The 24,798-nt window shown below is 58.5% G+C and carries 27 protein-coding genes; all 27 read right to left on the reverse strand.

What is annotated here, in order from left to right; translation table 11 throughout:
* Positions 1 to 33 precede the first annotated feature (33 nt).
* Complete coding sequence (locus tag ACSEXW_RS06080) at positions 34 to 1,356, reverse strand: 5'-deoxyadenosine deaminase (protein WP_438445223.1); 1,323 nt, start codon at positions 1,354 to 1,356, stop codon at positions 34 to 36.
* A 49-nt stretch (positions 1,357 to 1,405) separates the two neighbouring features.
* Positions 1,406 to 3,022, reverse strand: a complete 1,617-nt coding sequence (locus tag ACSEXW_RS06085; protein WP_438445224.1) for a PucR family transcriptional regulator — start codon at positions 3,020 to 3,022, stop codon at positions 1,406 to 1,408.
* A 183-nt stretch (positions 3,023 to 3,205) separates the two neighbouring features.
* A complete protein-coding gene (locus ACSEXW_RS06090; RefSeq protein WP_438445225.1) occupies positions 3,206 to 3,955 on the reverse strand; it encodes a response regulator transcription factor in 750 nt (249 codons plus the stop codon).
* The gene (locus tag ACSEXW_RS06095; protein WP_438445226.1) at positions 3,948 to 5,810 is read right to left on the reverse strand and encodes a cache domain-containing sensor histidine kinase; all 1,863 of its coding nucleotides are present in this window, start codon (positions 5,808 to 5,810) and stop codon (positions 3,948 to 3,950) included. The genes ACSEXW_RS06090 and ACSEXW_RS06095 overlap by 8 nt, the downstream gene beginning before the upstream one ends.
* Before the next feature lie 102 nt (positions 5,811 to 5,912).
* Complete coding sequence (locus tag ACSEXW_RS06100) at positions 5,913 to 6,944, reverse strand: TRAP transporter substrate-binding protein (RefSeq protein ID WP_438445227.1); 1,032 nt, start codon at positions 6,942 to 6,944, stop codon at positions 5,913 to 5,915.
* A gap of 115 nt (positions 6,945 to 7,059) precedes the next feature.
* Positions 7,060 to 8,364 carry a TRAP transporter large permease gene (locus ACSEXW_RS06105; protein ID WP_438445228.1) on the reverse strand — a complete coding sequence of 435 codons (1,305 nt, stop codon included), beginning with the start codon at positions 8,362 to 8,364 and terminating at the stop codon, positions 7,060 to 7,062.
* On the reverse strand, positions 8,361 to 8,864 hold the full coding sequence (locus ACSEXW_RS06110) for a TRAP transporter small permease (protein WP_438445229.1): 504 nt from the start codon (positions 8,862 to 8,864) through the stop codon (positions 8,361 to 8,363). Before ACSEXW_RS06110 ends, ACSEXW_RS06105 begins: the two co-directional genes overlap by 4 nt.
* Positions 8,865 to 9,180: 316 nt before the next feature.
* The gene (locus tag ACSEXW_RS06115) at positions 9,181 to 9,735 is read right to left on the reverse strand and encodes a chromate transporter (protein WP_438445230.1); all 555 of its coding nucleotides are present in this window, start codon (positions 9,733 to 9,735) and stop codon (positions 9,181 to 9,183) included.
* Between the two features lie 32 nt (positions 9,736 to 9,767).
* Positions 9,768 to 10,811, reverse strand: a complete 1,044-nt coding sequence (locus ACSEXW_RS06120; RefSeq protein ID WP_438445231.1) for an L-lactate dehydrogenase — start codon at positions 10,809 to 10,811, stop codon at positions 9,768 to 9,770.
* A gap of 129 nt (positions 10,812 to 10,940) precedes the next feature.
* The gene (locus ACSEXW_RS06125) at positions 10,941 to 11,636 is read right to left on the reverse strand and encodes an HAD family hydrolase (RefSeq protein WP_438445232.1); all 696 of its coding nucleotides are present in this window, start codon (positions 11,634 to 11,636) and stop codon (positions 10,941 to 10,943) included.
* A 36-nt stretch (positions 11,637 to 11,672) separates the two neighbouring features.
* Positions 11,673 to 12,137 carry a hypothetical protein gene (locus ACSEXW_RS06130; protein WP_438445233.1) on the reverse strand — a complete coding sequence of 155 codons (465 nt, stop codon included), beginning with the start codon at positions 12,135 to 12,137 and terminating at the stop codon, positions 11,673 to 11,675.
* Between the two features lie 191 nt (positions 12,138 to 12,328).
* On the reverse strand, positions 12,329 to 13,099 hold the full coding sequence (locus tag ACSEXW_RS06135; RefSeq protein ID WP_438445234.1) for an ABC transporter permease: 771 nt from the start codon (positions 13,097 to 13,099) through the stop codon (positions 12,329 to 12,331).
* 1 nt (position 13,100) lies between these two features.
* Positions 13,101 to 13,862 (reverse strand): ABC transporter ATP-binding protein, encoded by a 762-nt coding sequence (locus ACSEXW_RS06140; RefSeq protein WP_438445235.1) that lies wholly within the window; start codon positions 13,860 to 13,862, stop codon positions 13,101 to 13,103.
* Positions 13,859 to 14,212 carry a DUF1048 domain-containing protein gene (locus ACSEXW_RS06145; RefSeq protein ID WP_438445236.1) on the reverse strand — a complete coding sequence of 118 codons (354 nt, stop codon included), beginning with the start codon at positions 14,210 to 14,212 and terminating at the stop codon, positions 13,859 to 13,861. The genes ACSEXW_RS06140 and ACSEXW_RS06145 overlap by 4 nt, the downstream gene beginning before the upstream one ends.
* 1 nt (position 14,213) lies before the next feature.
* Positions 14,214 to 14,585, reverse strand: coding sequence for a DUF1048 domain-containing protein (locus ACSEXW_RS06150; protein ID WP_438445237.1), 372 nt, complete (start codon positions 14,583 to 14,585; stop codon positions 14,214 to 14,216).
* A 2-nt stretch (positions 14,586 to 14,587) separates the two neighbouring features.
* Positions 14,588 to 14,893 carry a PadR family transcriptional regulator gene (locus tag ACSEXW_RS06155; RefSeq protein ID WP_438445502.1) on the reverse strand — a complete coding sequence of 102 codons (306 nt, stop codon included), beginning with the start codon at positions 14,891 to 14,893 and terminating at the stop codon, positions 14,588 to 14,590.
* A gap of 171 nt (positions 14,894 to 15,064) precedes the next feature.
* Positions 15,065 to 15,580, reverse strand: a complete 516-nt coding sequence (mobB, locus tag ACSEXW_RS06160; protein WP_438445238.1) for a molybdopterin-guanine dinucleotide biosynthesis protein B — start codon at positions 15,578 to 15,580, stop codon at positions 15,065 to 15,067.
* Positions 15,577 to 16,839, reverse strand: coding sequence for a molybdopterin molybdotransferase MoeA (locus ACSEXW_RS06165; RefSeq protein WP_438445239.1), 1,263 nt, complete (start codon positions 16,837 to 16,839; stop codon positions 15,577 to 15,579). The genes mobB and ACSEXW_RS06165 overlap by 4 nt, the downstream gene beginning before the upstream one ends.
* An 84-nt stretch (positions 16,840 to 16,923) precedes the next feature.
* A complete protein-coding gene (moaA, locus tag ACSEXW_RS06170; protein WP_438445240.1) occupies positions 16,924 to 17,931 on the reverse strand; it encodes a GTP 3',8-cyclase MoaA in 1,008 nt (335 codons plus the stop codon).
* Positions 17,932 to 17,962: 31 nt separating this feature from the next.
* Positions 17,963 to 18,265 carry a hypothetical protein gene (locus ACSEXW_RS06175; protein WP_438445241.1) on the reverse strand — a complete coding sequence of 101 codons (303 nt, stop codon included), beginning with the start codon at positions 18,263 to 18,265 and terminating at the stop codon, positions 17,963 to 17,965.
* A 31-nt stretch (positions 18,266 to 18,296) separates the two neighbouring features.
* Positions 18,297 to 18,626: a hypothetical protein gene (locus ACSEXW_RS06180; RefSeq protein ID WP_438445242.1), complete on the reverse strand. Its 330-nt coding sequence runs from the start codon at positions 18,624 to 18,626 to the stop codon at positions 18,297 to 18,299.
* The gene (locus ACSEXW_RS06185; RefSeq protein WP_438445243.1) at positions 18,613 to 20,169 is read right to left on the reverse strand and encodes a nitrate/nitrite transporter; all 1,557 of its coding nucleotides are present in this window, start codon (positions 20,167 to 20,169) and stop codon (positions 18,613 to 18,615) included. The genes ACSEXW_RS06180 and ACSEXW_RS06185 overlap by 14 nt, the downstream gene beginning before the upstream one ends.
* A 1-nt stretch (position 20,170) precedes the next feature.
* On the reverse strand, positions 20,171 to 20,356 hold the full coding sequence (locus ACSEXW_RS06190) for a hypothetical protein (protein WP_438445244.1): 186 nt from the start codon (positions 20,354 to 20,356) through the stop codon (positions 20,171 to 20,173).
* The gene (locus tag ACSEXW_RS06195) at positions 20,346 to 20,882 is read right to left on the reverse strand and encodes a Rieske 2Fe-2S domain-containing protein (protein WP_438445245.1); all 537 of its coding nucleotides are present in this window, start codon (positions 20,880 to 20,882) and stop codon (positions 20,346 to 20,348) included. The genes ACSEXW_RS06190 and ACSEXW_RS06195 overlap by 11 nt, the downstream gene beginning before the upstream one ends.
* 27 nt (positions 20,883 to 20,909) lie before the next feature.
* The gene (locus ACSEXW_RS06200; protein ID WP_438445503.1) at positions 20,910 to 21,470 is read right to left on the reverse strand and encodes a 4Fe-4S dicluster domain-containing protein; all 561 of its coding nucleotides are present in this window, start codon (positions 21,468 to 21,470) and stop codon (positions 20,910 to 20,912) included.
* Between the two features lie 5 nt (positions 21,471 to 21,475).
* Entirely contained in the window at positions 21,476 to 23,644 is a 2,169-nt protein-coding gene (locus tag ACSEXW_RS06205) for a molybdopterin oxidoreductase family protein (RefSeq protein ID WP_438445246.1), read from the reverse strand.
* Positions 23,631 to 24,671 carry a hypothetical protein gene (locus ACSEXW_RS06210; protein ID WP_438445247.1) on the reverse strand — a complete coding sequence of 347 codons (1,041 nt, stop codon included), beginning with the start codon at positions 24,669 to 24,671 and terminating at the stop codon, positions 23,631 to 23,633. The genes ACSEXW_RS06205 and ACSEXW_RS06210 overlap by 14 nt, the downstream gene beginning before the upstream one ends.
* Positions 24,672 to 24,798: the final 127 nt, after the last annotated feature.

A 24,798-nucleotide genomic window follows, 5' to 3' on the forward strand; every position in this document is an offset into this window, starting at 1 on the left:
TTCACCTCCCGGTTGCCCGATTGCCGGCCGCCACTAGATCCGGGTCAGCAGGCGCTTCAACGCACGGTCCGATTCCCGGAGCACATAATCCTTGTCGATGGTCCGAACCCTCTTATCCCTCATGACCGTTTCTCCGTCGATTAGGACCGTGTCCACATCCCCCCGGGTCGCAGCGTAGACCACGCGGGAGTATAGGTCGGCATCGAAGGAGGGGTAGACATGGAAGTCATTCAGATCCAGAAGCTGCAGGTCCGCCAGCTTCCCCACCTCGACGCTGCCGATGGAGTCCTCCAGCCCCAGCACCCTGGCGCCGCCCATGGTGGCCATCCGAAGGACGGTTCTGGCATCCATGGCGGTGGGCCCATGCTGCACCTTGTGGATAAGAGCGGTCAGCCGCATCTCCTGGTACATGTCCAGATTATTGTTGCAGGGAGCTCCGTCGGCGCCGATGCCCACCGGCACCCCGTCCGCCAAGAGGCCCGGAACGGAAGCGATGCCGGAGGACAGCTTCAGGTTGGAGCCCGGACAGTGGGTCACCTTCACGCCCCGCTCCCGGATGATCCGCTTCTCCTCCTCGTCGAGCCAGATGCTGTGAGCCAGGATCAGATTGGGCCGCGCCAGTCCGATGTGGTCCAGATACACCACATTGCGCATCCCCCGTTCCGCCTCCACCAGCGCAATCTCCGTCTCATTCTCCGAGGCGTGGGTGTGCACCATAACGCCGTACTTAGCCGACAAGTCCCGGACCCCGATCAGCAGCTCCTCCGTGCACGAGACCACGAAGCGGGGACAAAAGGCGTAAGAGATCCTGCCTCCGGCCGCCCCATTCCAGCGCTCCAGAAGCCGTACGCTCTCCGCGAGCGATTCCTCCGTCTTCTCTTGCAGCGCCGCCGGAACCTCCGTGCCATGGTCCATCATGACCTTACCCGACAAGGCACGCATCCCGCTGGCTTGGATGGCCAGGAAGGCGGATTCCGTATGATGGACCGTCTCCATGTCCAGGATCGTGGTGGTTCCGCTGCGGATCAGCTCCCCCAACCCCAACAAGGCGGAGAAATAGACCGAGTCATTGTCGTGAGCCGCCTCCAAGGGCCATATCCGCTTGCGCAGCCAATCGATCAGGGCCATATCATCCGCCCGCCCCCGGAACAGAGTCTGGCACAGATGAATATGGGTCTGGACGAATCCGGGAAGCACCACCTTCCCGCCCGCCTCGATCACTTCATCCACCCGGTCCCGGATATCGGTGCCGATTCTGGCAATCCGGTTGCCCTCTATCAGAATGTCGCCCTCCACAATCTCATCCTCTGCATTCATCGTAAGGATCAGCGCATTGCGTATCAGCTTCGTTGCCATCCCGCATCCCTCCCGAATCTCCGTTGTCTCGCATCACGGTACCGCCCCTTTACACGGCCCGGTCCGCCCCTTCCGATCCCCCGATCAGCATGCGCCGGAACAAAAAGGCCAGCTTCAGCCTCATCAGATCGCCCACCTTCTTAAAATCCACCTGCAGGAGCTCTCCCAGCTTATCGATCCGGTAGGTCACGGTGTTCCGGTGGATAAACAGCCGCTTGGCCGTTTCATTCAACTGCCCGTCGCAGTCCAGATAGGTCTCCAGCGTCCGGAGCATCTCCTGCGCGTAGTCCGGCTTCTCCTCCAGAAGCCGGCCCAGCCAGCGCGTGCAGTAGATCTCCATCCGCTCCCGCGGCACCTGCTCGAATACAAGAGCCAGATCCAGCTGCCCGAACGAAACCACCCGGTCCCCAATACCCCATTCCCGGGATAAACGGAGGGTTTCCCCGCATTCCCGGAACGCTTCCTTAAGCCCGCCAACCCCCTGCTTCCGGACGCTGACGGCCGACCGGCAGCCCGCCGTTGGGGAGCTCTTGCCCAGTCCTGACAGCCCCATTCGAAGCAGCTCCTCCAGGCGTCCTTCGCCCTCTGCCGGATCATCGGGCAGAAGACTTAAGACTCCTTCCTCCAGCACCGTATGAATGCCGCCCCTCTCCTTCAGCGTCGGCAGGGCCGCCAATTCCAGCTTGACCCGCTCCAGCTTCTCCATTCGCCCCCGCGGGCCGGCCGGATCATGCGGGACATCCGTCAGGATACAGCGGTAGGGATTCCCCAGCAGCTCCACCCCGTTCTTCCCTCCGTAATCCTCCAGAGCATCCGCCGGTAGCCCGCCCTTCAGATGCCTGCGGATCAAGAGGGCCATATCCTTGAATGCGGATTGCAGGAACGGATCCTCCTCATGTCTATTCAGGTGGAAAGCGATCAATTCAGCCGCCTGGACGTAGAGCCCCTCCTCCGGAGCATTCAGATAAGCACCGGGGTGAAGGAACACGGCGAATCCCGCACACTGTTCCCTTCGGTGCAGAGGAACGCGGAGCGCCTGACCTCCGCCGAACCGGAAGCGGCTTTGGACGGCACTCCATGGCCAGCCTTGGAGAAGCTCCCCCTCATCCAGGTCCACACCCTTGTAGATCAGCCGGCCACCGGATGTCACAACCGCCATCCGCACCCCCACCACCTCGGATACCTTGTCGAACAGGAGTGCGGAGGAATGCTCGGACTGCAAGGCGAACCGCATCAGCCGAACCTGCTTCTCCATCACATCCTGCATGGCCCCGGTCGCCCGCTTCATCTCCGCGTGGAACAGGCCGTTCATCTGGTCCGAGAAGGTGAAGGCGTAAGGCAGGGCAATCACCGGAAATTCAAGCCGGTCGGCCAGCTCCGCCACCTCCGCCGGCACCTCCTGCCAGAAGCGGCCCAGCTTGATCCCAAGCCCCGCCGAACGCCGCCTGGCCAGCTTCCGGATCAGCTCCAAGGCATCCTGCGGACGGTCCTTGAACAGGTAGGCCGTAGTGAAGACCATCTCTCCTTCCTTGATCCAGTCGGCGATATCCGGTGCATCCATCACATTGATTGCCCGAACCACCCGCTTCAAGCCGGATGATCCTGCGATGAGCTTACCTTCGGACAGCGGGTAGACAGACAGCGCTTGCTCTACAGTAAAATGCATCGTGCACCTCCGCACCATCGGATTTGGAACCAGCCAGGTCTTCCATGTAATCTTCACGTAAGATTAACTATCATTTTAGTGGCAAAACCTTCACCATGCAACTGATTTGCGTCACTATATCTAACACAATTTCCTTTGGAGCAAAAAAAATAGCCTTCCCCTGAAGGAAGACTGATTGGATGCTTACGTTCTGCTCTTCCGGAATTCGGAAGGCGTCTGTCCGGTTACCCGCTTGTAGGTGCTGCTGAAGTAGGCAATATCCGAGTAGCCGACCCTCTCGGCAATCTCGGAGATCCGGAGCGTGGTCTGGGACAAGAGCTGCTTCGCCTTATCCATCCGCTGCTCCAGGACATAATCAACGAAATTGATTCCCATCTGCTGCTTGAACAGCTGGGAGAGATACGAAGGATTCAGGTGCACCTTGGCGGCCACATCCTGGAGCGTAACCTCCCCGGGAAGCACCGAACGGATATGCCGGATAGCCGTCTGGATCGGAGACTCTGGTCCCGTTTCCTCCGGCTCCTCGGCCGGCACTGCGGCTAGGGCCTGAGCCTGGGCCTTGGCCAAACGTTCGCTGATCGAGGCCAGGCACCGGCCCATATCCTCCACCTCCACCGGCTTCAGGAGGTAATCCACCACCTGGGCGCGCAGGGCAAACTGCACGAATTGGAAGTCGTCGTAGCCGCTGACCATCACCAGCTCCGGCGACAGGTTCCGCTCCTTCAGCTGCCTGACCATGGTAATGCCGTCCATCACGGGCATCTTCACATCCGTCATGACCACATCCACCGTATGATTCTCCAGCCAATCCAAGGCCTCCAGCCCATTGGAGCATTCCTGGACCACCCGGAACGGCAGCCCGCTTCGTTCGATCACTTTTTTGAGCGAGGTTCGCACCCATCGTTCATCGTCCACCATCAAGATATCAGGCATATGGCGCCTCCTCTCCGTATTCCACCATCTTGTCCCTGCGCTCCGCCTGGGATCGCGGCAGACACAGGGAGACGCGGGTACCCTTGCCTAGAATGCTATCCACCGAGATCCCATACGACTCGCCGAAGAGATGGGCAATTCTCCGATGCACGTTGCGCAGCCCGATATGGTTGCCAGCCGTCTCCGGTCCCCCGTCCAATAGATTCTCGCGGATGTGGATCAGCTGTTCCTGAGGGATGCCGGCACCCGAATCCTCCACGTTCACGTACAGCCGGTCGGCTTGAACCTGCGCCGAAATCCTGATCCGGGTCATCCCGCTGCCGGCCTCGTAGCCATGCACCACGCAGTTCTCCACGATGGGCTGGATGGAGAATTTGGCGATCTTCTCGCTGCGGTAGAGCTCCGGTACATCAAACTCGTACTCCAGCTTATCCTCGAACCGGAACTTCTGGATCCGGAGGTACATCTCGCAGATCTCCAATTCATCCTTCAACGTGACGTAGGGCGAGGTGCTCTTCAGATTATAGCGGAGCAGCCGGGCGAGGGAAGACGCCATATCGGAGATATCGTCCATCCCCCGGTCCAAGGCCATGCCGCGTATTGTTTCAAGGGAATTGTAGAGAAAGTGGGGATTGACCTGGGCCTGGAGCATCTTCAGCTCCGTCTCCTTCTGCTGCAGGGTCATCTCCGTCTCCCGCAGCTTCGAGAAGTAGATCTGGTCCAGAAGCTCGCTCAGATTGCCCACCATTTTGTTGAAGCCGTGAGCCAGCATGCCGAGCTCGTCACGGGACGACACGACCGCCTTCTTCTTGAAATCCCCCAGCTCCACGCTCTTCATGAGCCGCTGCAGCTGCCGGACCGGTCCGATGATGCTGGAGGCCAGGCCGATGCCGAACAGATAAGCAATACCCAAGGTCACCGCGATGCAGTAGATGATGGTCCGTCCGATATAATCGGCTCCCGCGGTCATCTCCAGGTATGGAATGGAAGTGACCAGCGTCCATCCGAGAAAGGTCGAGTGACTGTAAGTCAGGAAGTCGCTGACGGGGCTGGACGTCACGAAGGAGCCGTGGCCGTTTTTTTGCATGGCATCCATGCCCTCGAGCTGCGCTTTCGTCCCCAGCTGGGACAGATCGGGATGATAGACATAATGCCCTTGGGAATCCATAATCACCATATAGCCGGTCTTCCCGATGGTGACGAGATCCGCAATTTCTTGAAACCGCTTATAATTCACATCGATGACCAGCATGCCGATAGGGCTCAGCGTATGCGGGCTGACCAGCCTCTTCACAATGGAGATGACCGGCTCGCTTCCGCCCCTCCACTGGGTCACCCGGCTTACCAGCATCGGCTCCCCATTGGCGGGCGCCGACTTGTACCAGTATTCGTCCTTCAGCTGAGCCATCGGCTTGGTGCTGTAATCGCCGCGGAGATCCACCATCAGTCCGTCATTCATGAACAAGCTGATATTCGAGATGTCCGAACGGGAATAGGCCGAGTTCTGCAGCAGCTGGGAAACCGGTTGGCGGATTGCCGCAAGCCCTGCCTCATCAAGGGGATTCATCTTTATCAGCCGGACCATATCGGGGTGATTGATGATTTTGAGAGAGATGATCTCGATATCCCGGACGTAATGCTCCACATGGGACTTGACCTGCTCGATAATCTGCCAGCTGTACTGTCTCGTCTCATTCTCCAGTACGGTGGAGGACCGGTGGTATGAGATAATGCCGATCATGAGCATCGGGATGATGACCAGGATAGCGGAAGATACCAGCAGCCGGGTCACCAGCGGACGGTTCCGCAGGAAAATCTTCTGCATAAAGTAACGCTGCAGTCCGTTCCAACCCATGGCCGCACCCCCCTTCCATTCGAAGTCTTCCTATTATTATAGCATTTCCGGGCGGCCCGCATAGAAGCAAGAAAAGGGAGGCATCAGGGCCTCCCTTACGTCTTACTTCGTTTTTTCGATGGCTTCCAGAACATCCTTGTATTCCGCACGGTACTTCTCAATCATCGGCTTAACAGCATCCTGCCAAGGCTTCAGATCCGTTACGTAGGTGATGGTGGAACCGGCTGCCTTCACTTTCTCTTCGGATTCCTTCTCGAACTTCTTCCACTGCTCACGCTGGTAAGCGACGGATTCTTGAGCGGCTTCCTTCACGATCTTCTTGTCTTCATCGGAGAGCTTATCCCAAGTGACCTTCGAGGCCATCAGAACCTCCGGAACGCGCTGGTGGGCATCTACAATGAAGTTTTTGGCTTGCTCGTAGTGCTTGGAGGTGAAGTAGGACGGCCAGTTGTTCTCTGCACCGTCGATGATGCCGGTCTGCAGACCGTTGAATACGTCGCCGTAAGGCATCGGAGTGGCGCTTGCTCCCAGTGCAGACATCAAGTCAATGTTAACCTTATTCTGGATAACGCGAATCTTCATGCCCTTCAGATCGGTGATGGATTTCACCGGTTTACGGGTATAGAAGTTACGGGCACCGGAATCATAGTAGGCCAGACCCATGAACTTGGAGGCGCTCAAGCCGTCCAGCAGCTTTTGTCCGTCCGGGCTGTTCAGGAATTTCCACTCGTGCTCTTCGCTGTTGAAGATGTACGGCAAGCTGAATACGCCGAGGGCCTTGTTGAATTCGGCCATAGGGCCGGTACTTACACGGGTGAATTCGATAGCGCCCAATTGCACTTGCTCGATAACGGCTTTCTCTTCACCCAGCTGGGCGGAAGGGAATACCTCGATCTTGATGCGTCCGTTGGACTTCTGGCCAACCAGCTCGGCGAATTTCTTATCCCCGAGGGTAGTCGGATAATCCGGCGGGTGGGACTCGGCAAGACGGAAGGTCAAGGTAGCTTTCTTCTCTCCGGCTCCCGGAGAAGCGGCGGTATTACCGCCGGCGTTATTCTTGTCGCCGCAACCTGCAAGAATCGTTCCCGTTACCAGAACGGTGGCTACTACCCCAGTAAGCATCCTTTTGTTCATTCGGCTATACCCCTTTGTATTAGTTTTATTTGTACGCTCCCATTATGCTTGAAGCGTTGCCAAAGCCTGCAGGATTGTTTCAGGTCATTGAAGCTCTATGCTGTAGTATGCGGTCTTAAGGCACTCCGTATCCGTTCACTACCCCCGGCAGCCATAGTGATATTTGCGGAATGTAGGTAACTAGCAGCAAGGCGACGCACATGGCTGCGAAGAAGGGCCACGAGGCCTTGGTGGCTTGACTGACGGGAACCTTGCCTAGGGCGCATCCTATAAATAGGACCGTACCGACTGGCGGTGTTATAAGCCCGATGCCGCAGTTCAGAATCATGATAATGGCGAAGTGGATCGGATCTACGCCAAGTGCGGTAGCTACAGGCAGCAGGATCGGAGTCATGATCAGGATCATCGGCGCCATGTCCATCGGGAAGCCGATCAGAAGCAAGAGAATGTTGATCATGAACAAGATGATATACGGATTGGTGGATACGCTCAAGAAGGCGTCGGTCAACATGGACGGTACTTTCAGATAAGCCAGGATCCAACCGAAGGCATCGGATGCGGCGATCAGGAACAAGACCATTGCCACCGTACGGAACGTACGCTTGACTACCACGATAAACCGGCTCAAAGGAACGTCCTTGTAGACGAAGAAGGTCAAGATGAACGCATACACACAGGCGGTGGCGCCGGACTCGGTGGCTGTAAACCAGCCGGACAGGATGCCTCCCAAGATGATAACACCGGTCATCAGAGACAAGAAGCCGTCACGGACGATCTTCGGAACCATCTTCAAGGTAATCGGGTCGCCCTTCGGATAATTCCGCTTGGCGGCGATGAAGTAAGAGATGATCATCAGGGTGAACATCAGAACCAGGCCCGGAACGATACCGGCCATGAACAGGTTGGATACGGACATGCCGCCCGCAGCAACGGAGAACAGGACCAGGTTATGGCTGGGCGGGAAGATAACGCCCTGGATGGATGCCGAGGTGGTAACCGCTACGGCGTAATCCGCGTCGTAGCCTTTTTTCTTCATGGCTGGAATCAGAACGGAGCCGATGGACGATACGTCTGCCGCAGCAGAGCCGGAGATGTTACCGAACAGCATACAGGCTACGCAGTTTACGAGTGCGAGACCGCCTCGTACCGATCCGACGAATAGCTGGGCGAAGTTGACAAGCCTTATGGCCATACCGCCCTCACTCATGATCTGCCCCGCTAAGATGAAGAAGGGGATAGCCAGCAGCGGGAAGGAGTTGATGCCTTGGATCATCCGCTGTCCGACGACAACCCACGGAAGATCCAGATACATGATGGTGACCAGGGTGGAGCCGGCCAAGCTGATGGAGATGGGGAAACGCAAGAGCAGCAGGCCAAAGAACGAAATCGCCAGAATCAGAATGGCTATGTCTTGGTTCATTTCGGCACCTCCTCGTCGATGTTCTCATGCCTTATGGTCTCAATGCCGATGAATTGCAGAAGCGAGTAGACGCAGATCATGACGCCCGACAGAGGCATGACCGCGTACTGAACGCTGTTCGGCAGCTTGGTGGCTGCCAGGGTCGAACCGGACATCAATACGGTGAAATCCCAGCCGTTCTTGACCAGATACAGACCGAAGGCGAATACGCACGCCAGAATGATCTTGTCCAGAACCTTGTTGAATTTCTTCCCGAACAGATTGGTGAAGCTGTCCATTGCCAGGTGGAGCTTCTCCCGGAACCCGATGGCGATTCCCATGAACGAGAACCACACCATCAAGAGCAGCGTCACTTCTTCGGACCAGAAGAAGACGAAGTTGAACAACTTCCGGGTGATGACCTGCATCGTTACGATAAGCGCCATGGCTACAATTGCGGTCAGGGCGAAGTTTTCGAATATGGAGTCGATCGCCAATGCAATTTTCTTTAGGATCTTCACTTGCTTGTTCCTCCTTTTTTCTAGTTGTGTGAGTGTGTAAGTGCTTTCATGTGGTAATTGTAAGCGATTCCGGAGGCTTTGATAATGCTATGAGTTTTAGGTGTTTTTGTGTTTTTTTTAGATTTGTGTCCCGAAGGACCGTCGGTACCAGTCGCTGTCCGCGTTCTAAGTCGTTGGTACGATGGCACGGAAAACCTCGTCTCGTGTTTAGATTATGTTCCAAAAGCGCTGCGTCTATTCCATCTCTAACACTTCTGAAGCCATCAAAAAAAGGCCCCGGCGGGAATCCGCCGGGGCCTGAGTCCTATACTCTACCTTATCCTCCCCGCATGAAGAGGGCGCCGACTGCCAAGGACATGACAATTCCCCAGACGGCATTGACGTTATAATAATGCACCATGATGAAGAAGACCGCCGCAATCAGGAACGGCAAAAAGGGCATCGGTCCCGCTGCAGGCTGAACCGCATATTTGACGAAATCGTAGGCCAGCATGGCCAGCATGACGAAGATGACAGGCTGTATTCCCCGGATCATCCCCCGGACGACCTGGTTATTCTGCAGCTTCAGCATGATGCCGGACAAAGCGATCATCAAGAGAGCCGTCGGCAGCACCACCGCTGCCAGCGCAACGGCGGCCCCGGACCAGCCGGCTACCTTAAAGCCGATGTAAGCGGCCAGCTTCGTTGCGATGGGGCCCGGCAAAGCGTTGGCGAAGGCCAAGGACCGCCCGAAATCCTCGGTATCGAGCCACTGGTACCGGGCCACCACCTGATGCTCATACAGCGGGATGATAGAAGGCCCTCCCCCGTAGCCTAACAGCGTGGCCGTACCGAAGGCGACGAATAGCTTCCATAACGTATGTAGGTTCATGTCCTCCTCCAATCCTGTTGCTGCGGTTCCTTCTAGATCGAATAGTCCCCCGATTCCCGGACGGACAGGCCGTTATCCTCCGACACCGCATCCGCAGGAAGCGGCAGCCCTTCCGGCTCACTCTCCACCAGCTTCGCCGAAGTCAGGCAGCTGCGGATGACGGCGCAGGAGCTCCGGAATTTCTCCAGCTCCGATTCGTCCAGATTCAGCTCCACGACCTCCTGAACGCCGTCCCGGCTGATGATGGCCGGTACCCCCACGCAGACATCCTTCTCCCCGTATTCCCCTTCGAGAACGGCGGAGACGGCGATGATCTTGTGGTCATCGTTCAATACGGAGCGCGTAATGAAGGCCAGTGCGTTGCCGATGCCGAAGTACGTGGAGCCCTTGCGCTTGTAGATCTCCCAGCCGGCCAGCCTGGTGCGGTCGGCAATGTCGTCCAGATCCAAGTGTCCGAACCGGCCAGGGTTCTGTCGGATGATATGCCGGATCGGCTTGCCCCCGACGGTAACATGGGACCAGGCCACGAACTGGGACTCGCCGTGTTCACCGAGCACGTACCCTTGCACGCTCTTGGGCTCCACCGGGAACACCTCGGACAGCAGCGTCTTCAAGCGCGAAGAATCGATGGAGGTTCCCGTTCCCACGACCCGGCTCCGCGGCAGTCCGGACAGCTTCCATACCGCATACGTGACGATATCGACCGGGTTGCTTGCAACCACGAAGATTCCGTTAAAGCCGCTCTGCATGATCTTCGGGACGACGTCCCTGACCATGTCCACCGACGATTCCATCACATCCAGCCGGCTCTGAAGCTTGGTCGGATTCCCTCCGGCCGCCAGGATCACCACGTCCATGTCCCCGCAGCGGTCGAAATCCCCGGCATAAACCTTCGTCCGGGAGTACGTGAAATCCATACAGTGAGACAGATCCAATGCCTGGGCCAAGGCCTGCTCCGGACTTCGGTTCACGAGCATCAGCTCCTCGCAGACCGATTGGTTGATCATCGCATACGCACAGCTGGACCCGACCAGTCCCGTGCCTACAATAGCCACCTTCCTGATATTGGACCCCATATCCAAGCACCCTCTCCACGTTAACATGCTGTCTGTAACCCTATTATATTCCATTGCAATTCAATGTTACCTATTATAACATGTATTTCACACGAATGCTGGAATAAATGAAGACCGTCAGTTGGAATTTCACTTCACCCGGTCCGATTCCTGGAGAATCGGCCACAGTTCATTCAGATTGGCGATCTCGAAGTCCGGCCGGACCGGATGGCTCCATTCCCTGCCGTGCCGGTTGATCCAGCACGAAACGACGCCCGCTCTGTGGGCGCCCGCCACGTCCGAGACCGAGTCGCCGATGTGAATGACCCGGCTGGGCTCCACCTGATACGTGTCCAGCATGGCATGGAACATGGTGTTATTCCGGTCATTCTTGTAGGACCGAAGGCGCTCCGAAGTGAATAGGTCGATCCTGTAGCGCTTGTTAATGTCAGGAACCATATCATCATCTGCATCGCTCAGGATACAGACCTTGTATTCCCGGGTAACCCGGTCGAGGAAGTCTTCCGTTTCTTCATAGGGCTGCGAATTCGTATGCTCCTGGATCAGAAGCTCCAACGCCTCTTCGCAGTCGAAGGTAATGCCGTTCTCCAGGAAATGCTCCGCAAGACTGTCCCGGAATACCGGCCGCATCAGCACGAATTCCCGGGAATCTCTAGCCCGTTCCCAATGGGCAAAAAACTTCCGCAGCCTCATCTCCCCGTGCCTTGCCGCAGCTTCTTTTGAATACGTCTCCTTTAAGATGGGACCCCAGACGTGCTCCTGCCGGCTGTCCACATCCACCAGAGTCTGGAATAGATCCAGACTGACGATATCATATCTTCCCATATCCGCTTCGCTCCTTGCCCTACTGATCTGTTGGTGTCAATACCAGGATTGGAAAAACCGCCGCTCCAGCTTGAATCCGTTCCGTTCCGCCCAATCGGTCAAATCCCGCAGCGCGGCAGGCTCTTCGTCCGGCAAAAATCGAAAATACAAAGCCGTCGGAATGGTCCGTCTCCCCTTGACCCTGCATCCGATTCGCGAACCATGAACGATAATCCGATCCAGCACATCCGCGGCATATCGGCGGCCGTCCGTGCCTACGATGGCGTCCGGCTCCAGCTTCAAGGTCAACGGTTTCGTCATCCGCCGTACGATCAATATCATGGAGATCACCAGCAGGAGGTCCAACAAGGCGGCCCCTGCCGTGAAAAACCCGTTCATGCCGCCCTCGCCCGCCCAGTCCGCAACCTTGAAGCTCCATATTATCACCCAAAATCCAAACAGGACTAAATTGAAGACCGCTCTGGGGTGCTTGACCCTGTAGCTCAGCTCGGCCGATTCCATACGATTCCTCCCTTTCCCGCTTTTCGCATCCCTTATTTTACCAACAGTTGATTCAACCCGCCATCCTTTTTCGGCTGCGCCATAGAGCGTTCACAAAAAAAAGAGCCGACAACGGTGAGTTTCCTCACGGTTATCGGCTCATATGGCCATCACAGTAATGTCGGGCACGCTTATCGTCATCCGGGTTCCCATCAAGCCGCTCTTCTCTTGTAAACGCGCATCGCAAACCCATAAGCGATGATCAGGATCCCTATGCACCAAGCCAGCGCAATCCAGATATCATTACCGACAGGCTGCTCCGCCAGCAGTGCTCGGATCGCTTCCACGATGGAAGTCACCGGCTGGTTATTGGCAAAAGCACGGACGACGGACGGCATCGATTCGGTCGGCACGAACGCAGAGCTGATGAAGGGAAGGAAGATCAGCGCGTAGGAGAAGGCCCCTGCGCCGTCCACCGATTTGGCGGACAACCCGGCAATGACGGCGATCCAGGTCAGGGCCAGCGTGAACAGGGCGAGGATTCCGGCGACTGCTAGCCAAGACAGCACACCGGCCGATGAGCGGAAGCCCATGATTAGTGCCACCAGAATAATGACAACAAGGGATATGGCGTTGGACACCAGCGAGGTCATCACATGGCCCCACAACGGGGCCGAGCGGGCTATCGGCATGGAGTGAAACCGTTCGAAGATTCCGCGCTGCATATCCATGAACAGACGGTAGGCCGTGTAGGATATGCCGCTTGCGATCGCAATCAGCAGAATGCCGGGCAAGAGATAATTTACATAATGATCCGTGCCGGTCTGAATCGCGCCGCCGAGCACATACACGAACAGCAGCATCATGGCGATAGGGGTGATGGTGACGGAAATGATGGTGTCCATACTGCGGAAGATATGGCGCATGGAACGTCCGAGCATAACGGCCATATCGCTGAAGAAATGTTTTCCTGTCGTTTCCATATTAGTTATCCTCCTTTTTACCGACGATAGCAAGGAAGATATCCTCTAGGGTCGGCTGTTTTTCAACATACTCTACCTTAGCCGGCGGGAAACGCTTCTTCAGGTCTTCGAGGGTACCCCCTGCAATGATCCGGCCCTCGTGCAGGATGGCGATCCGGTCGGCCAACTGCTCCGCTTCCTCCAGATACTGAGTGGTCAGGAATACGGTCGTGCCGCCCTTAACCAGCTCCTTCACCGTCTTCCACACCTCGATGCGTCCTTCGGGATCAAGCCCGGTGGTCGGCTCGTCGAGGAAGATAAGCTGCGGCTTGCCGACTAAACTCATGGCAATGTCCAGCCTGCGGCGCATGCCGCCCGAATAAGTGGACACCCTGCGGTCAGCGGCGTCGGTTAAGCTGAAGCGTTTCAACAGATCGTCCGCAGCCTGACGCGGATTCGAGAGGTGCCGCAGCTTGGCAATCAGGATCAGGTTTTCCCGGCCGGTCAAAATTTCGTCCACGGCGGCAAACTGCCCGGTTAGACTGATGGACTGCCGGACCGCATCAGGCTTAGCCGCGACGTCGAAGCCGTTGACGACGGCCGATCCGCTGTCCGGTCGGAGCAGCGTGGTTAAGATCTTGACCGTTGTGGTCTTGCCTGCACCGTTGGAGCCGAGCAGGGCGAAGATGCTTCCCTTTTCCACCTCGAAATGGACACCCTTCAGAACTTCAGCGTCTTTGTAGTTTTTTTTCAAGTCCTTCACCCGAATGGCAAGTTCTTTCATTTTGAATCACGCCCCCCTCCGAATTTGTCCTTCAAGCTGCGGTTTAATTTCTGGCGATAGCTGTCGGTCCACTTTCTCGTATCGCGCATAAACTCGTCACAGAACCCGGCAACATCCTCGCCCGTCACATCGAGAACGTGCTTGCCTACCGCCGCGTTGGCTTCGAACAGCTCGATCAATTCATTCTGGGTCTTCAGCATGTCGGAGCCGTCTCCGCTTGCGAAGCTCCAGATGTAGCCGTGGATCTTCTCAAAGACGAACCGATAGTCCTTCGGCAGCGCTTCGGCCCTTGCCATCTGCTCCTTGTACTCTTTCTTATCCCCGATCAGTTTTTTGATAAGCTCCATCATATTAGTGATCCTCCTTATTGAATCTGTTCATGATCTCTTGATTAAGCTGCTCTCGCCGTGTATCCGGATGGAAGACCGATGCGCGCATGAATTCATCGCTGAACTTGCCGACGTCCTGCCCGATGACATCCAGAACCTGCCGGCCCTCTGCGGCGCTTGCTTCGAACCATTCCACCAAGCTCGTAAACATCGTCAGATCGGTAAATACCGTAAGGTCACCGCCAACGGGACCGACGCTGTACATGTAATGCTGAATCTTGCGGAAGGCATAGCGGTAGTCCTTCGGCAGGGCGTCAACCCTCTTCATCAATTGTTTATAAGCCCGCTTCTCTTCCAGATCGCCGATGATCCGTTTCATAATCGCATCCAGCATCGTTAGCGCTCCTCCTTTAATTGATTGATTTTCGACGAGACGAATTCCCACTTTTCCCAGAACCTTCTGAGCTCCTCGCGTCCTGCGTCATTGAGAGCGAAGAACTTTCGCGGCGGCCCCATGTCGGAGGGCTTTTTGGTGATCTCGACCAGCTTGCTTTTTTCAAGCCGGATCAGGATCGTATACACCGTACCCTCCACCACATCCGGGAAGCCAAGAGCATTCAGCTGCCGCGTGATTTCATAGCCGTACGTTTCTTGGCCGCTGATGATTTCGAGGACGCAGCCTTCCAGGACCCCTTTGAGCATTTCCGTCAGATTCTCCAACAGGATCACCCCTCGCTATTCTGTACGACTGGTATGAAGCATCACTGACTACTACTACATAGTAACACGAAGTACTGGATTGCGCAATAGGCCCTTTGAGATTTTTCTCCCCCAACAAAAAAAGCCGGACCGGGCACCCCCGATCCGACCGCATTAACTCCACAATTCCAAGACCCGGCCGAGAAGCCCGTCCAGATCGTTCACATCGAATACCGGCGCCCCGTAGGACGCCTCCGGCGAGATGGAGCCCGGCGGCAGCCAGCTGGCTACCGCCCAGACCGGCGCCACCCGGTCCAACAGCTCCAGCTGCTCCTGGGACCTGATGATGACGATCTTCGGGTAGCCCTCTGACTTGAAGCCCTCCACCACGACATAATCCATATCCTGCATCCGCTCCAGCATGTCCGGCAGCGGCGTGTAGCGCTCTTCGATATAGCAGGTGCGCCCCTCCTGTTCGGAGGAGATGGCGACCCGGCGTGCTCCCGCCTGACGGTGGCGCCAGGTATCCTTGCCCTCGTGATCGATCTCGAACCGATGGGCGTCGTGCTTGACGGTGCCTACCTCCAGCGCTTGGGCTGACAAAGCCTCCACCAGCTTGCAGACCAGGGTCGTCTTGCCGGCGTTCTTCCAGCCGACGACTTGGACGACTACGGGGCCGTTCGTTCTCATGCTCCGGTCCCTCCCCATGCTCCCAAGGGGATTACCCGGACCGTCTCACCCTTTTGGACTCCGTTCTCTCCGAAGGGAATGACGATCAGGCAATCGGAATCCCGGATGGATACGGTGATGCTGGAGGCGTCAATTCCCACCGGAGCGACGTATACGGTGCCATCCTCCGCTACCGTCCGGACGCCGCGCAGATACTTCGTGAATTTGTCCCCCTTGGCATAATCCACCGACAATACGGCTTGATGCTCCGCCGGCAAGGGCTGCCGGACTCCCTGCATCGCATAGAGTGCAGGCCGGACGAACAGCTCGAAGCCCACGAAGCAGGCTCCCGGATTGCCGGACAGCGCAAAGAGCAGCTTGCCGTTACGGACCCCTGCCGTGGTCGGGCTGCCGGGTCTCATAGCCACCTTGTTGAATAAGAGCTCCCCGTCCCATTGCTGGGTCAGGTCGTACAAGATATCGTAATCCCCGACGGATACCCCGCCGGTGGTGACCACCGCATCGTACTCGTCCATGGCGCGGAGAATGGCTTTCTTAGCCAGCTCCACATCATCGGGTATGGCTTCCATGATGAACGGAACGGCTCCCGCCTCCCGGACCTGGGCCGCCAGCATGTAGCCGTTGCTGTTGCGGATCCGCCCGGGAACCAGAGGCTCGTCGACACGGAGCAGCTCGGTTCCAGTGGCGAATACGGCCACCCGGGGGCGGACGGCTACCCGGACCTGCGAATGCCCGAACATGGCCAGGAGTGCGGATTCGCCGGCTCCGATAATCCGCCCGGCCTCCAACAGGAGCTCACCCTGCCGCATCTCCAAGCCGACCTCGGACACATTGGCACCCGGGCGCATTTCTTTATGTACGCTTACATAAGCAACTCCGTCTTCCACCACGCTATCCGTCTGCTCGAACATAATGACGGCATCCGCTTCGTCCGGCACGGCCGCGCCGGTCATAATACGCGCGGCTTGGCCCGGAAGCAGCGGCTCCCGCATAACCTCGCCGCACGGAATGGTGGCGGCGACCTTCAAGCGGACCGGCGTCTCCACAGACGCTCCCGCCGTCTCAACGGAGCGCAGAGCGAATCCGTCCATGCCGGAACGGCGGAAATGGGGCACCGGATGGGCGGCTGTCAAGTCCTCCGCCAGACGCCTTCCCCAGGCATCCTCCAAGCGCACCAGCTCCGCCGCTCCGGGCCGTACATGCTGCATAACCCGGCTCTGGGCCTCGCCCGCCGGGATGATCTCACGATTGAACTTCATGCTCTTGGTTCTCCCTTCCCCGCCTCTCTCTTCCCGCGTCACCTGGCGCCACGCTTTAAGGATCCTCCCGACCGGAAGCCGGCATCATCCGCCGATCTGGGACATGGTGCGCGCCGTAGGAGTCCCGCCGTTCTCCAGCCTGCTCTGCAGATCAAGCGCCATCTCGTGGTTCTTCGGCTTCAAGGCCACGGCGCGGCGGATCATCCGCTCCAAGCCCTCCGGGTCACCGGCATACCGCCGGATCTGCTGTTCGTCGGACCAGTACAGACAGGTCTTCAGATAGCCGTCCGCCGTCAGGCGCAGCCGGTTGCAGGAGCTGCAGAAGTGGTCGCTGACCGGATGGATCAGACCGAAGACGCCGGCGGCTCCCCGGATCCGGTAATACTCCGCAGGCCCGTTGCCGCCCGGCTGCCCCTCCGCCTCGGCGATCCATCCGGCCTGCTTACAGCGCTTCAGCACGGTAGACAGAGGCAGGTAGCGGCTCCGCCAGGTGTCGCCGCTGCCGCCGATCGGCATATATTCGATGAAGCGTACCGTCACCCGGTTATCCAGGGTCAAGCGCAGGAAGTCGGCGATTTCCTCCTCATTGTACCCCTTCATCAGGACCACGTTCAACTTAACCGGCTCCAATCCGACGCGGAGCGATTCCTCCACCGCCTCCAGCACCCGGCGGACATCTCCGCCCCGAGTGATCTGGCGGAACCTGTCGGCCTGAAGGGAATCCAGGCTGATGTTAACGCGGTTCAGCCCGGCCGCCTTCAACGCCTCGGCCTTGCGGGCCAGGAAGATACCGTTGGTGGTCAGGGCGATGTCCTCAATACCGGGCACCGCCGCCAGACGGGCCACCAGCTCCTCCAAGCCCTTGCGGGTCAAGGGCTCCCCGCCCGTCAGACGGAGCTTCCGGATCCCCATACCCGCCATGACCCGCACGGCCGCTTCCATCTCGTCGAAGGTCAGGAGCTTCTCGTCCGGCTCGAATTCCATTCCTTCGGCCGGCATGCAATAGACGCAGCGAAGGTTGCAGCGGTCCGTCACCGAGATCCTCAAATAATCGTGTGTCCTCCCGTAGCCGTCCGTCAGCCCCTGCGCCATGCCATCCCGTCCTTTGCCGTTAATCCCCCGTTCAGGGGTAAAAGTCGATCCGGTACACCAGGTCCCGGCTCATATCCTTAGAATAGAACTGCCCGCCCTCCGGCGTGCTCCGGTGCCCGGTCAGCTCCCCTTCGAAGAGGGGAACGGCCAGAAATTGCACCTCGTTCAGGTACAGCCGGAGCTCGCCGGGCTCCGTCAGCAGCACTCGCTCCAGCGTGTGGTAGCGGACCTGCGTCTGATGGGCTCCAGAGGCGTCCTCGATCTGGAGCTTCATTTTCCACCCCTTGTAGCGGAATAGCACCCGTTCCCAATCGATTCCAGCCGGTTCAGCCATGCTCCGCCCTCCTTCCACCGCCTCTGGGCGGTCAGCTCTTGCATTTGCAGCAGCCGGCATCCTCCTTGGGCTCCACACGGAGCCGGTAGCCCTGCAGATTCTCCCATACGGGAGCCTGCGACTTCGATTCCATATAGTCCAGCATCTCGTCCTCCGTACACCAGGGACCGATGCCCTTCATCTCGACGACGACCATCTCCAGCGGGCCTTGTTCCTTCCGGTTCATCCCCCATTGGCCGTACGGCCGGAACAACCGGTCCAGCTCCCGCTCCACCTCTGCCGGGAATCCCGGCGACTCCGCCGTTACTCCGGCTTCCCGGATGAAGACCATCTCCAGCTCGAATTCGCTAAGCGCCGGCATGGGAGCTCCCCCCTCGGGCCGGGTCATGGGCGGCAGCCGCATGCTCCTGGTACTTCTCCGATATATCGCTGAACACCGCCACATAATAGGCGGTTTCCCCCGTATCGCTCTTGATGGAGCTGACCGTGAGCCATTCCGGGTAAATCTCGCCGTTGGCCCGCCGGTTCCAGATCTCCCCTTGCCAGCAGCCCTCTTGCGTGAGATCGCGCCACATGGCCTCATAGAACTGCTTGCTCTGCCTGCCGGACTTCAGCACGCTGGGCTTCCGGCCGATCATCTCTTCCGCACTGTAGCCGGTTACTTCCGTGAAGGCCGGGTTGACGCTTAATACCACCCCTTGGCGGCTGGTCACCATGACTGCCTGCCCGGTGCTCCGGATAATCGCTTCCGCCATGCGGACCCGGTCTTGATAATACAGGTACACGACGATCAGGAGGCTGGCCAGGGCTACCTGGGACAAGGCCATGAATCCGATGGCATAATGCCCCGTCAGGTTATAGAGCATGGCCAGCATGAGGGGCGGGAAGAAGCCGCCCAGTCCGCCGAGGGCGGAGATCAAGCCGTTGGCGATACCCGCCTGCTTCGTAAAATACAAGGGTACCAACTTGAAAATCGTACCATTTCCCGTCCCGGCGCACAAGGCTATCGTCAGACAGCCTGCGGAATAGACCGCCATGGAAGGCGCGAACGACAGAACGACAGCTGCCGCAGCCAAGCCCGTGAACACCAGCATCAGGATCCGGAACGGATCGTACCGGTCCGCCAGCCAGCCGCCTACCGGCCTCATGAAGGTGGCCAGAACGATGAAGCCCGCCGTCCGCAGTCCCGCATCCACCTTGGTCAAGCCGAAGTGGGTCACCAGGAAGTTGGGCAGATAGACGGAGAAGGCCACGAAGGAGCCGAAGGTGATGAAGTAGAACAAGCACAGGAACCACAGCTTCTGATTCTTGTAGACGCCCTTGATCTGGGCGGTCAGGGACGTCGCCACCTTGGGCTCCGCCCGGTCACCCAGCAGGAAATTGGCCCCGGCCATCACGGCTAAGAGAATCATATAGCAGGCCACGGTGGTCTGCCAGCCGATTCGCTCGGCCAGGACCGGTGCGCCGAAGGTGCTGAAGGCGGTCCCCAGATTGCCTACGCCGTAGATGCCGTTGACGAAGCCATGGCGCTCCTTGGGGTAATACTTCGGCAGAGAGGTGACGCCGACGGAGAAGACGCCGCCCGCCAAGCCGAGGCACAATCCCCCGGCGATCAGATCCCAGAAGGAATCCGCCCGGCTTAAGAAATACACCGGACCCAGCAGCAGCACGAAGCTCACGCCGAACATGATGCGCGCGCCGATGCGGTTGGTCCAATAGCCGAATAGAATGCGCAGCAGCGAGCCGCACAGGACGGGCACCGCCGTCACCCATGCGATCCGCGTGGGGTTCATGACAATGTCCTCCTTGATGAACGGCATCAAGGAAGACAGCATGACCCATACCATAAAACCGAGCACCAAGCTGACCGTCTGAAGGGGCAATTGTACGCGTTGGGTTCTCATCTTAGCGTTTCGCCTCTTTCTTATAGATCCACCAAGCTACGGGGAACAGCAGCAGATTCGCCGCTGCGAACACCAGCACATTCTCATACCGCTCGTAGAAAAAATTGTTCACCGTCAGCTGCGTGCAGACAATGTTCAGGAACAGCACGCAGGACAAGAGGATGACGCCCCTCCAGCTACGCTTCATACTTCTTCACTCCCGTCGCATAGATCGAGCCGCTCTCCACCGCCAGTACAATCTCCGGAAGCGGCCGGCGCGGCGGTCCCGCCAGCGGCTTGCCGTTCGACGGATCGAACTTGCCGTGGTGGCAGGGACAGATCATTTCGTTGCTGTCCTTCTGATAGAACACGGGGCACCGCAGGTGGGTGCAGGCATTCTGGTACGCGACGTATTTGTTGTCGCCCAGCTTGATCAAGAGCGCGGACTCGTGCTCGCCCGGATAGGCGAACTCCACCGTGTCGCCCACCTTCAGCGCCGCCGCGTCGGCGATCTTCTTGCGGGCGTGGCTCTTGCCGCCTAGGCCCGCCAGCTCCTTGCCGGCGATGACGCCCCAGGGCAGAGTGGAGACGGCGAATACTCCTGCCGCTCCCACCATCGTCTTCATGAAGCCCCGGCGGTCGAGGCTTCGTTCATTTTGCTTATGAATATTGTGGGTATAGTTGTCGTCCTTCGGGTCCACCCGGACCGGCTGCCGTTCCTCTTGGCCGCTCATCTCTCATTCCTCCTCGGGTTGGGAGTATCAATACAGCTTTTGCTTGCCCTGCAGGATACCCGGCAGGCTGATCTGAACCCGGGTTTCCGTCTCCAAGGGATCGTACGGCTTGCTGGCGTGCCACTGGCCCAGCTGATGGTCCGCCTTCTTCGCCGCCAGCTCGTCTTCGGTGATCCACTGGAGCGTGTTGGTCGGGCAGACGCTGGCGCACATCGGAGGAATATCCTCCTTGGTGCGGTCGTAGCACAGATCGCATTTATACATCAAATTCTGCTCTTCATCGAACTTCGGTATCCCATAAGGACATGCGATCGTACAATTCTGGCAGCCGACGCACTTCTCGACCAGGGCGGACAGCACCGCCCCTTCGGGCGTGATCTGGATGGCCTGGGCCGGACAGCTCCGGGCGCACGGCGGATTGACGCAGTGCAGGCACATCATCGGAATGGTCTGCCGGTTGACGAACGGGTTCACGTCATACACGTAATTCCGGTTCCGCTCCTCGTGGCCGCCGCATTGGGTGCACGCCGCCAGGCAGCTGCGGCAGCCGATGCAGTTGTCCATCTCGATATAGAGAATATGCTTCATCTTCATCAGCGGCTCACCTTCTCAATCTGCGCGGCGCAGGCTTTGAACTCCGGCATGCGCGATATGGGGTCGAGGGCGTCGATGGTCAGCAGGTTGATGGAATCCTCGTGTCCGAAGTGGTAGGGCACGAAGACCGTATCCTCCCGGATCGCCTCGATGACTTTCACCTTGTAATGGGCTTCGCCGCGGCGCGTATACAGCCGGACCACTTCATCGTGGGCGATGCCGTAGCGGGCCGCCGTATTCGGATGAACCTCCACGAACGCCTCCGGGCACATATCCTTCAGAAAAGGAATGCGCCGGGTCTGGTTGCCCGACAGATAATGGTACACCACGCGTCCGGTGGTTAACCGGAGCGGATAGTCCTTGCAGGGCTCCTCCGCCGGGGGACGGTACGGCAGGGCGAAGATCTTGGCGCGGCCGTCGGCGTGGCCGAACTTGCCCTCCAGGAACATGTACGGCGTTCCTTGGTCCTCCTCGCTCCGGCAGGGCCAGAACACGCCGTTCTGGGCTTCGATCTTCTCCCAGGTGGCGCCGGAGTAGTCGGCGTAGCCGCCCTTGGTGGCCGCGCGGAACTCATCGTTGATGTCCCGGGCGGTCTTCAGATGGCGGAACTGATCGCCACGGCCCATCCGCTCCGCCAGCTCGATCTGAATCTGCCAGTCCGGCTTGGACTGGCCCAGAGGCTCCTGTGCCTTGTTGATCTTAATGATCCGTCCCTCCAGATTGGTGACGGTGCCCTCGTCCTCCGCCCAGGTGGTGGCGGGCAGGACCACGTCGGCGAATTCCGCCGACTCAGACAGGTAGAAGTCGCAGCAGACCATGAAGTCCAGCGCTTTCAGCGAGGCCCGGACATGGTTCTGGTTCGGCGCCGATACCGCCGGGTTGGAGCACAAGAGGTATAAGCCGCGGATGGTCTTCTCCTTCATCAGCGCGAACATTTCGTGGGCGGATACGCCAACGCCCGGCATCTCGCCCGGCTGGATGCCCCAGATCTTGGAGACGGCCTCTACGTGGGCCGGATTGTCGATTTTGCGGTAGCCCGGAAGCTGGTCGCACTTCTGTCCGTGCTCCCGGCCGCCTTGGCCGTTGGCCTGGCCTGTCAGGGTCGCCACGCCGGACTTGGGACGCCCTATTTTGCCGGTGACCAGTGCCATGTTGCAATAGCCCGATACGTTATCCACGCCCTTATGCTGCTGCTCGATGCCGCGCGCGAACAGGACGATGGCATTGGGAGCCTTGCCGTACAGCTCCGCCGCACGGATCAGCTTCTCCGTCGCCACGCCGGTAATCTCGCTGGTATATTCGGGGGTGAACTGCTTCACGATCTCCAGGGTATCCGCGAAGCCGTTGGTATGCTGCTCGATGAAGTCCAGATCCGCATGGCCGTTCTGCACCAGCAGGTTCACCATGCAGTTGGCGATGGCCAGGTCCGTACCCGGCCTCAGGTCCAGATGGACGTCCGCCCGACGGGCCAGCGGAGTCTCGCGAGGGTCCACGACGATCAGATAACCGCCCCGGTTCTGCACCTCCCACACCCGGAACATGGAGGTCGGATGGCACTCAGCCGTGTTGCTTCCCGCAATGAAGAGGCAGTCCGTCTCCTGGATGTCCGTCCAGGGCAGGGTTGAGCCCCGGTCGACGCCGAAGGTCCGCAGGAAGCCTCCTGCCGCGCTGGACATACAGAAGCGTCCGTTGTAATCCATGTATTTGGTGCGCAGTGCCACGCGGGCGAATTTGCCGGTCAGGTAGCATTTCTCCGTGGTCATGGAGACGCCGCTGTAGACGGACAGGGTGTTGTTGCCATGGTCCGCCTGCAGCTCCGTGAAGCGCTTCGCAATCAGGTCCAGCGCCTCATCCCAGGTGGCGGTGCGGAAGCCGTCCTTCGTCCCTTTAAGCGCCGGATTGGTCCGGATCAGCGGCTGCAGCAGCCGGTCCTTGTGGTTGACCTGCTGGTACGCCGTAACTCCCTTCGGACACATCTTGCCCCGGGTAACGGGCCAATCGTAGCGGGGCTCCACCCCGATGATCTGATTCTTCTTCGTGTCCACCCGCAGGAACATCCCGCACTGCATGCCGCAGTAGCTGCAGTGGGTCGGCACCAGCTTCTCGTCCGGATGGTGCTTGTTCTGGAAGTCGTTCGTGAATTTGTCCAAGACTTTATCCTTTGGCATTCTGGTTGGCCTCCTTGTGCGGGATCATGTGGGTCGATACGCCGGAGAAGCGGGCGATGCGGTACTTCCGGCGGCAGGGCAGGCACAGCTCGGCGAGATGATGGCCCTCGGGCGTCCGGAATTCCATCCCGTTCAGCTGGAGAACGGCCGCCACGTCGGCGGACTGCTCCGCGGAGACGAAGCCGGTGCCGCATACCTTGCAGGCCAGCGTCGCCTGCTCGGCATAGTGCTCCCGGTAATTCCGGGCCAGGATGCTGACCGGACGGAACGGGATATGCGCCAGCTTGCCGAAGGGCAGGTACAGGAGCGTGATGATAACCGACCATTGGTGGATCAAGGACACCACCGGATGGCCCCAGCCGTGCAGCACCATGTTGTGGAAGGTCAGCTGCAGACCCGTCAAGCTGATGAAGAGCAGCATATAGAGAGGCATGAAATCATAGATGAAATTTTGCTCCGCCTTGGCCTGCATGTTCTTGATCCGGCGGTAGAGCGCCATGGAGCAGCCGGCGATGACCATGAAGGCGGTAATGTTCAGCGCATTGTAGAAGAGATAGGCCAGCACGCCGTCGGCGTCCATCTGCATGATCCGCAGGCCCATGAAAATCACGTTGTACCGGCCGTTGTCGTCCATCGTAAAGTACATCCAGCTGAACACCAGCGGGAAGGTGACGAAGGCCGACAGGATGCAGCCCCAGCCCAGCAGGATATGCTGCGTCCAGCGGTAGATGCCCCGGTTCCAGATGAAGCGGTAGGTCACCATATGCTCCGCGGTGGTCTTGGGCGTGCTCTTGCGGAACAGGAGCTTGATGCCCTTCTTGATGATAATCTTGGCCGGCGGACGCTCCGCCCAGCTGATGAAGCGGTAGAGAAAGCCTCCGATGAAGACGAAGGTGCCGACCATATAGCCGTACAGTCCCAGGTCCACGTGGGTGAAGAAACGGGATCCGACATAAATGAGTGCAAGCAGCACGATAACCGACATAAAGTACATCTTGGCATATCTGGAAGCGAAGGCCCGATCCATGTACATTCCCCTTTGCATCGTTCTCTTTGCCTCTATTGTCCGAAATCCGGCCCGATAAAGACAGAGGGGAAAACCCTCATTATTGCGTAAGGATTTTCCCCATTGTGAAAGCATTCACGATTTGGTC

The sequence above is a fragment of the Oryzibacillus soli genome, from assembly GCF_051594765.1.
Taxonomy (GTDB): domain Bacteria; phylum Bacillota; class Bacilli; order Paenibacillales; family NBRC-103111; genus Paenibacillus_AR.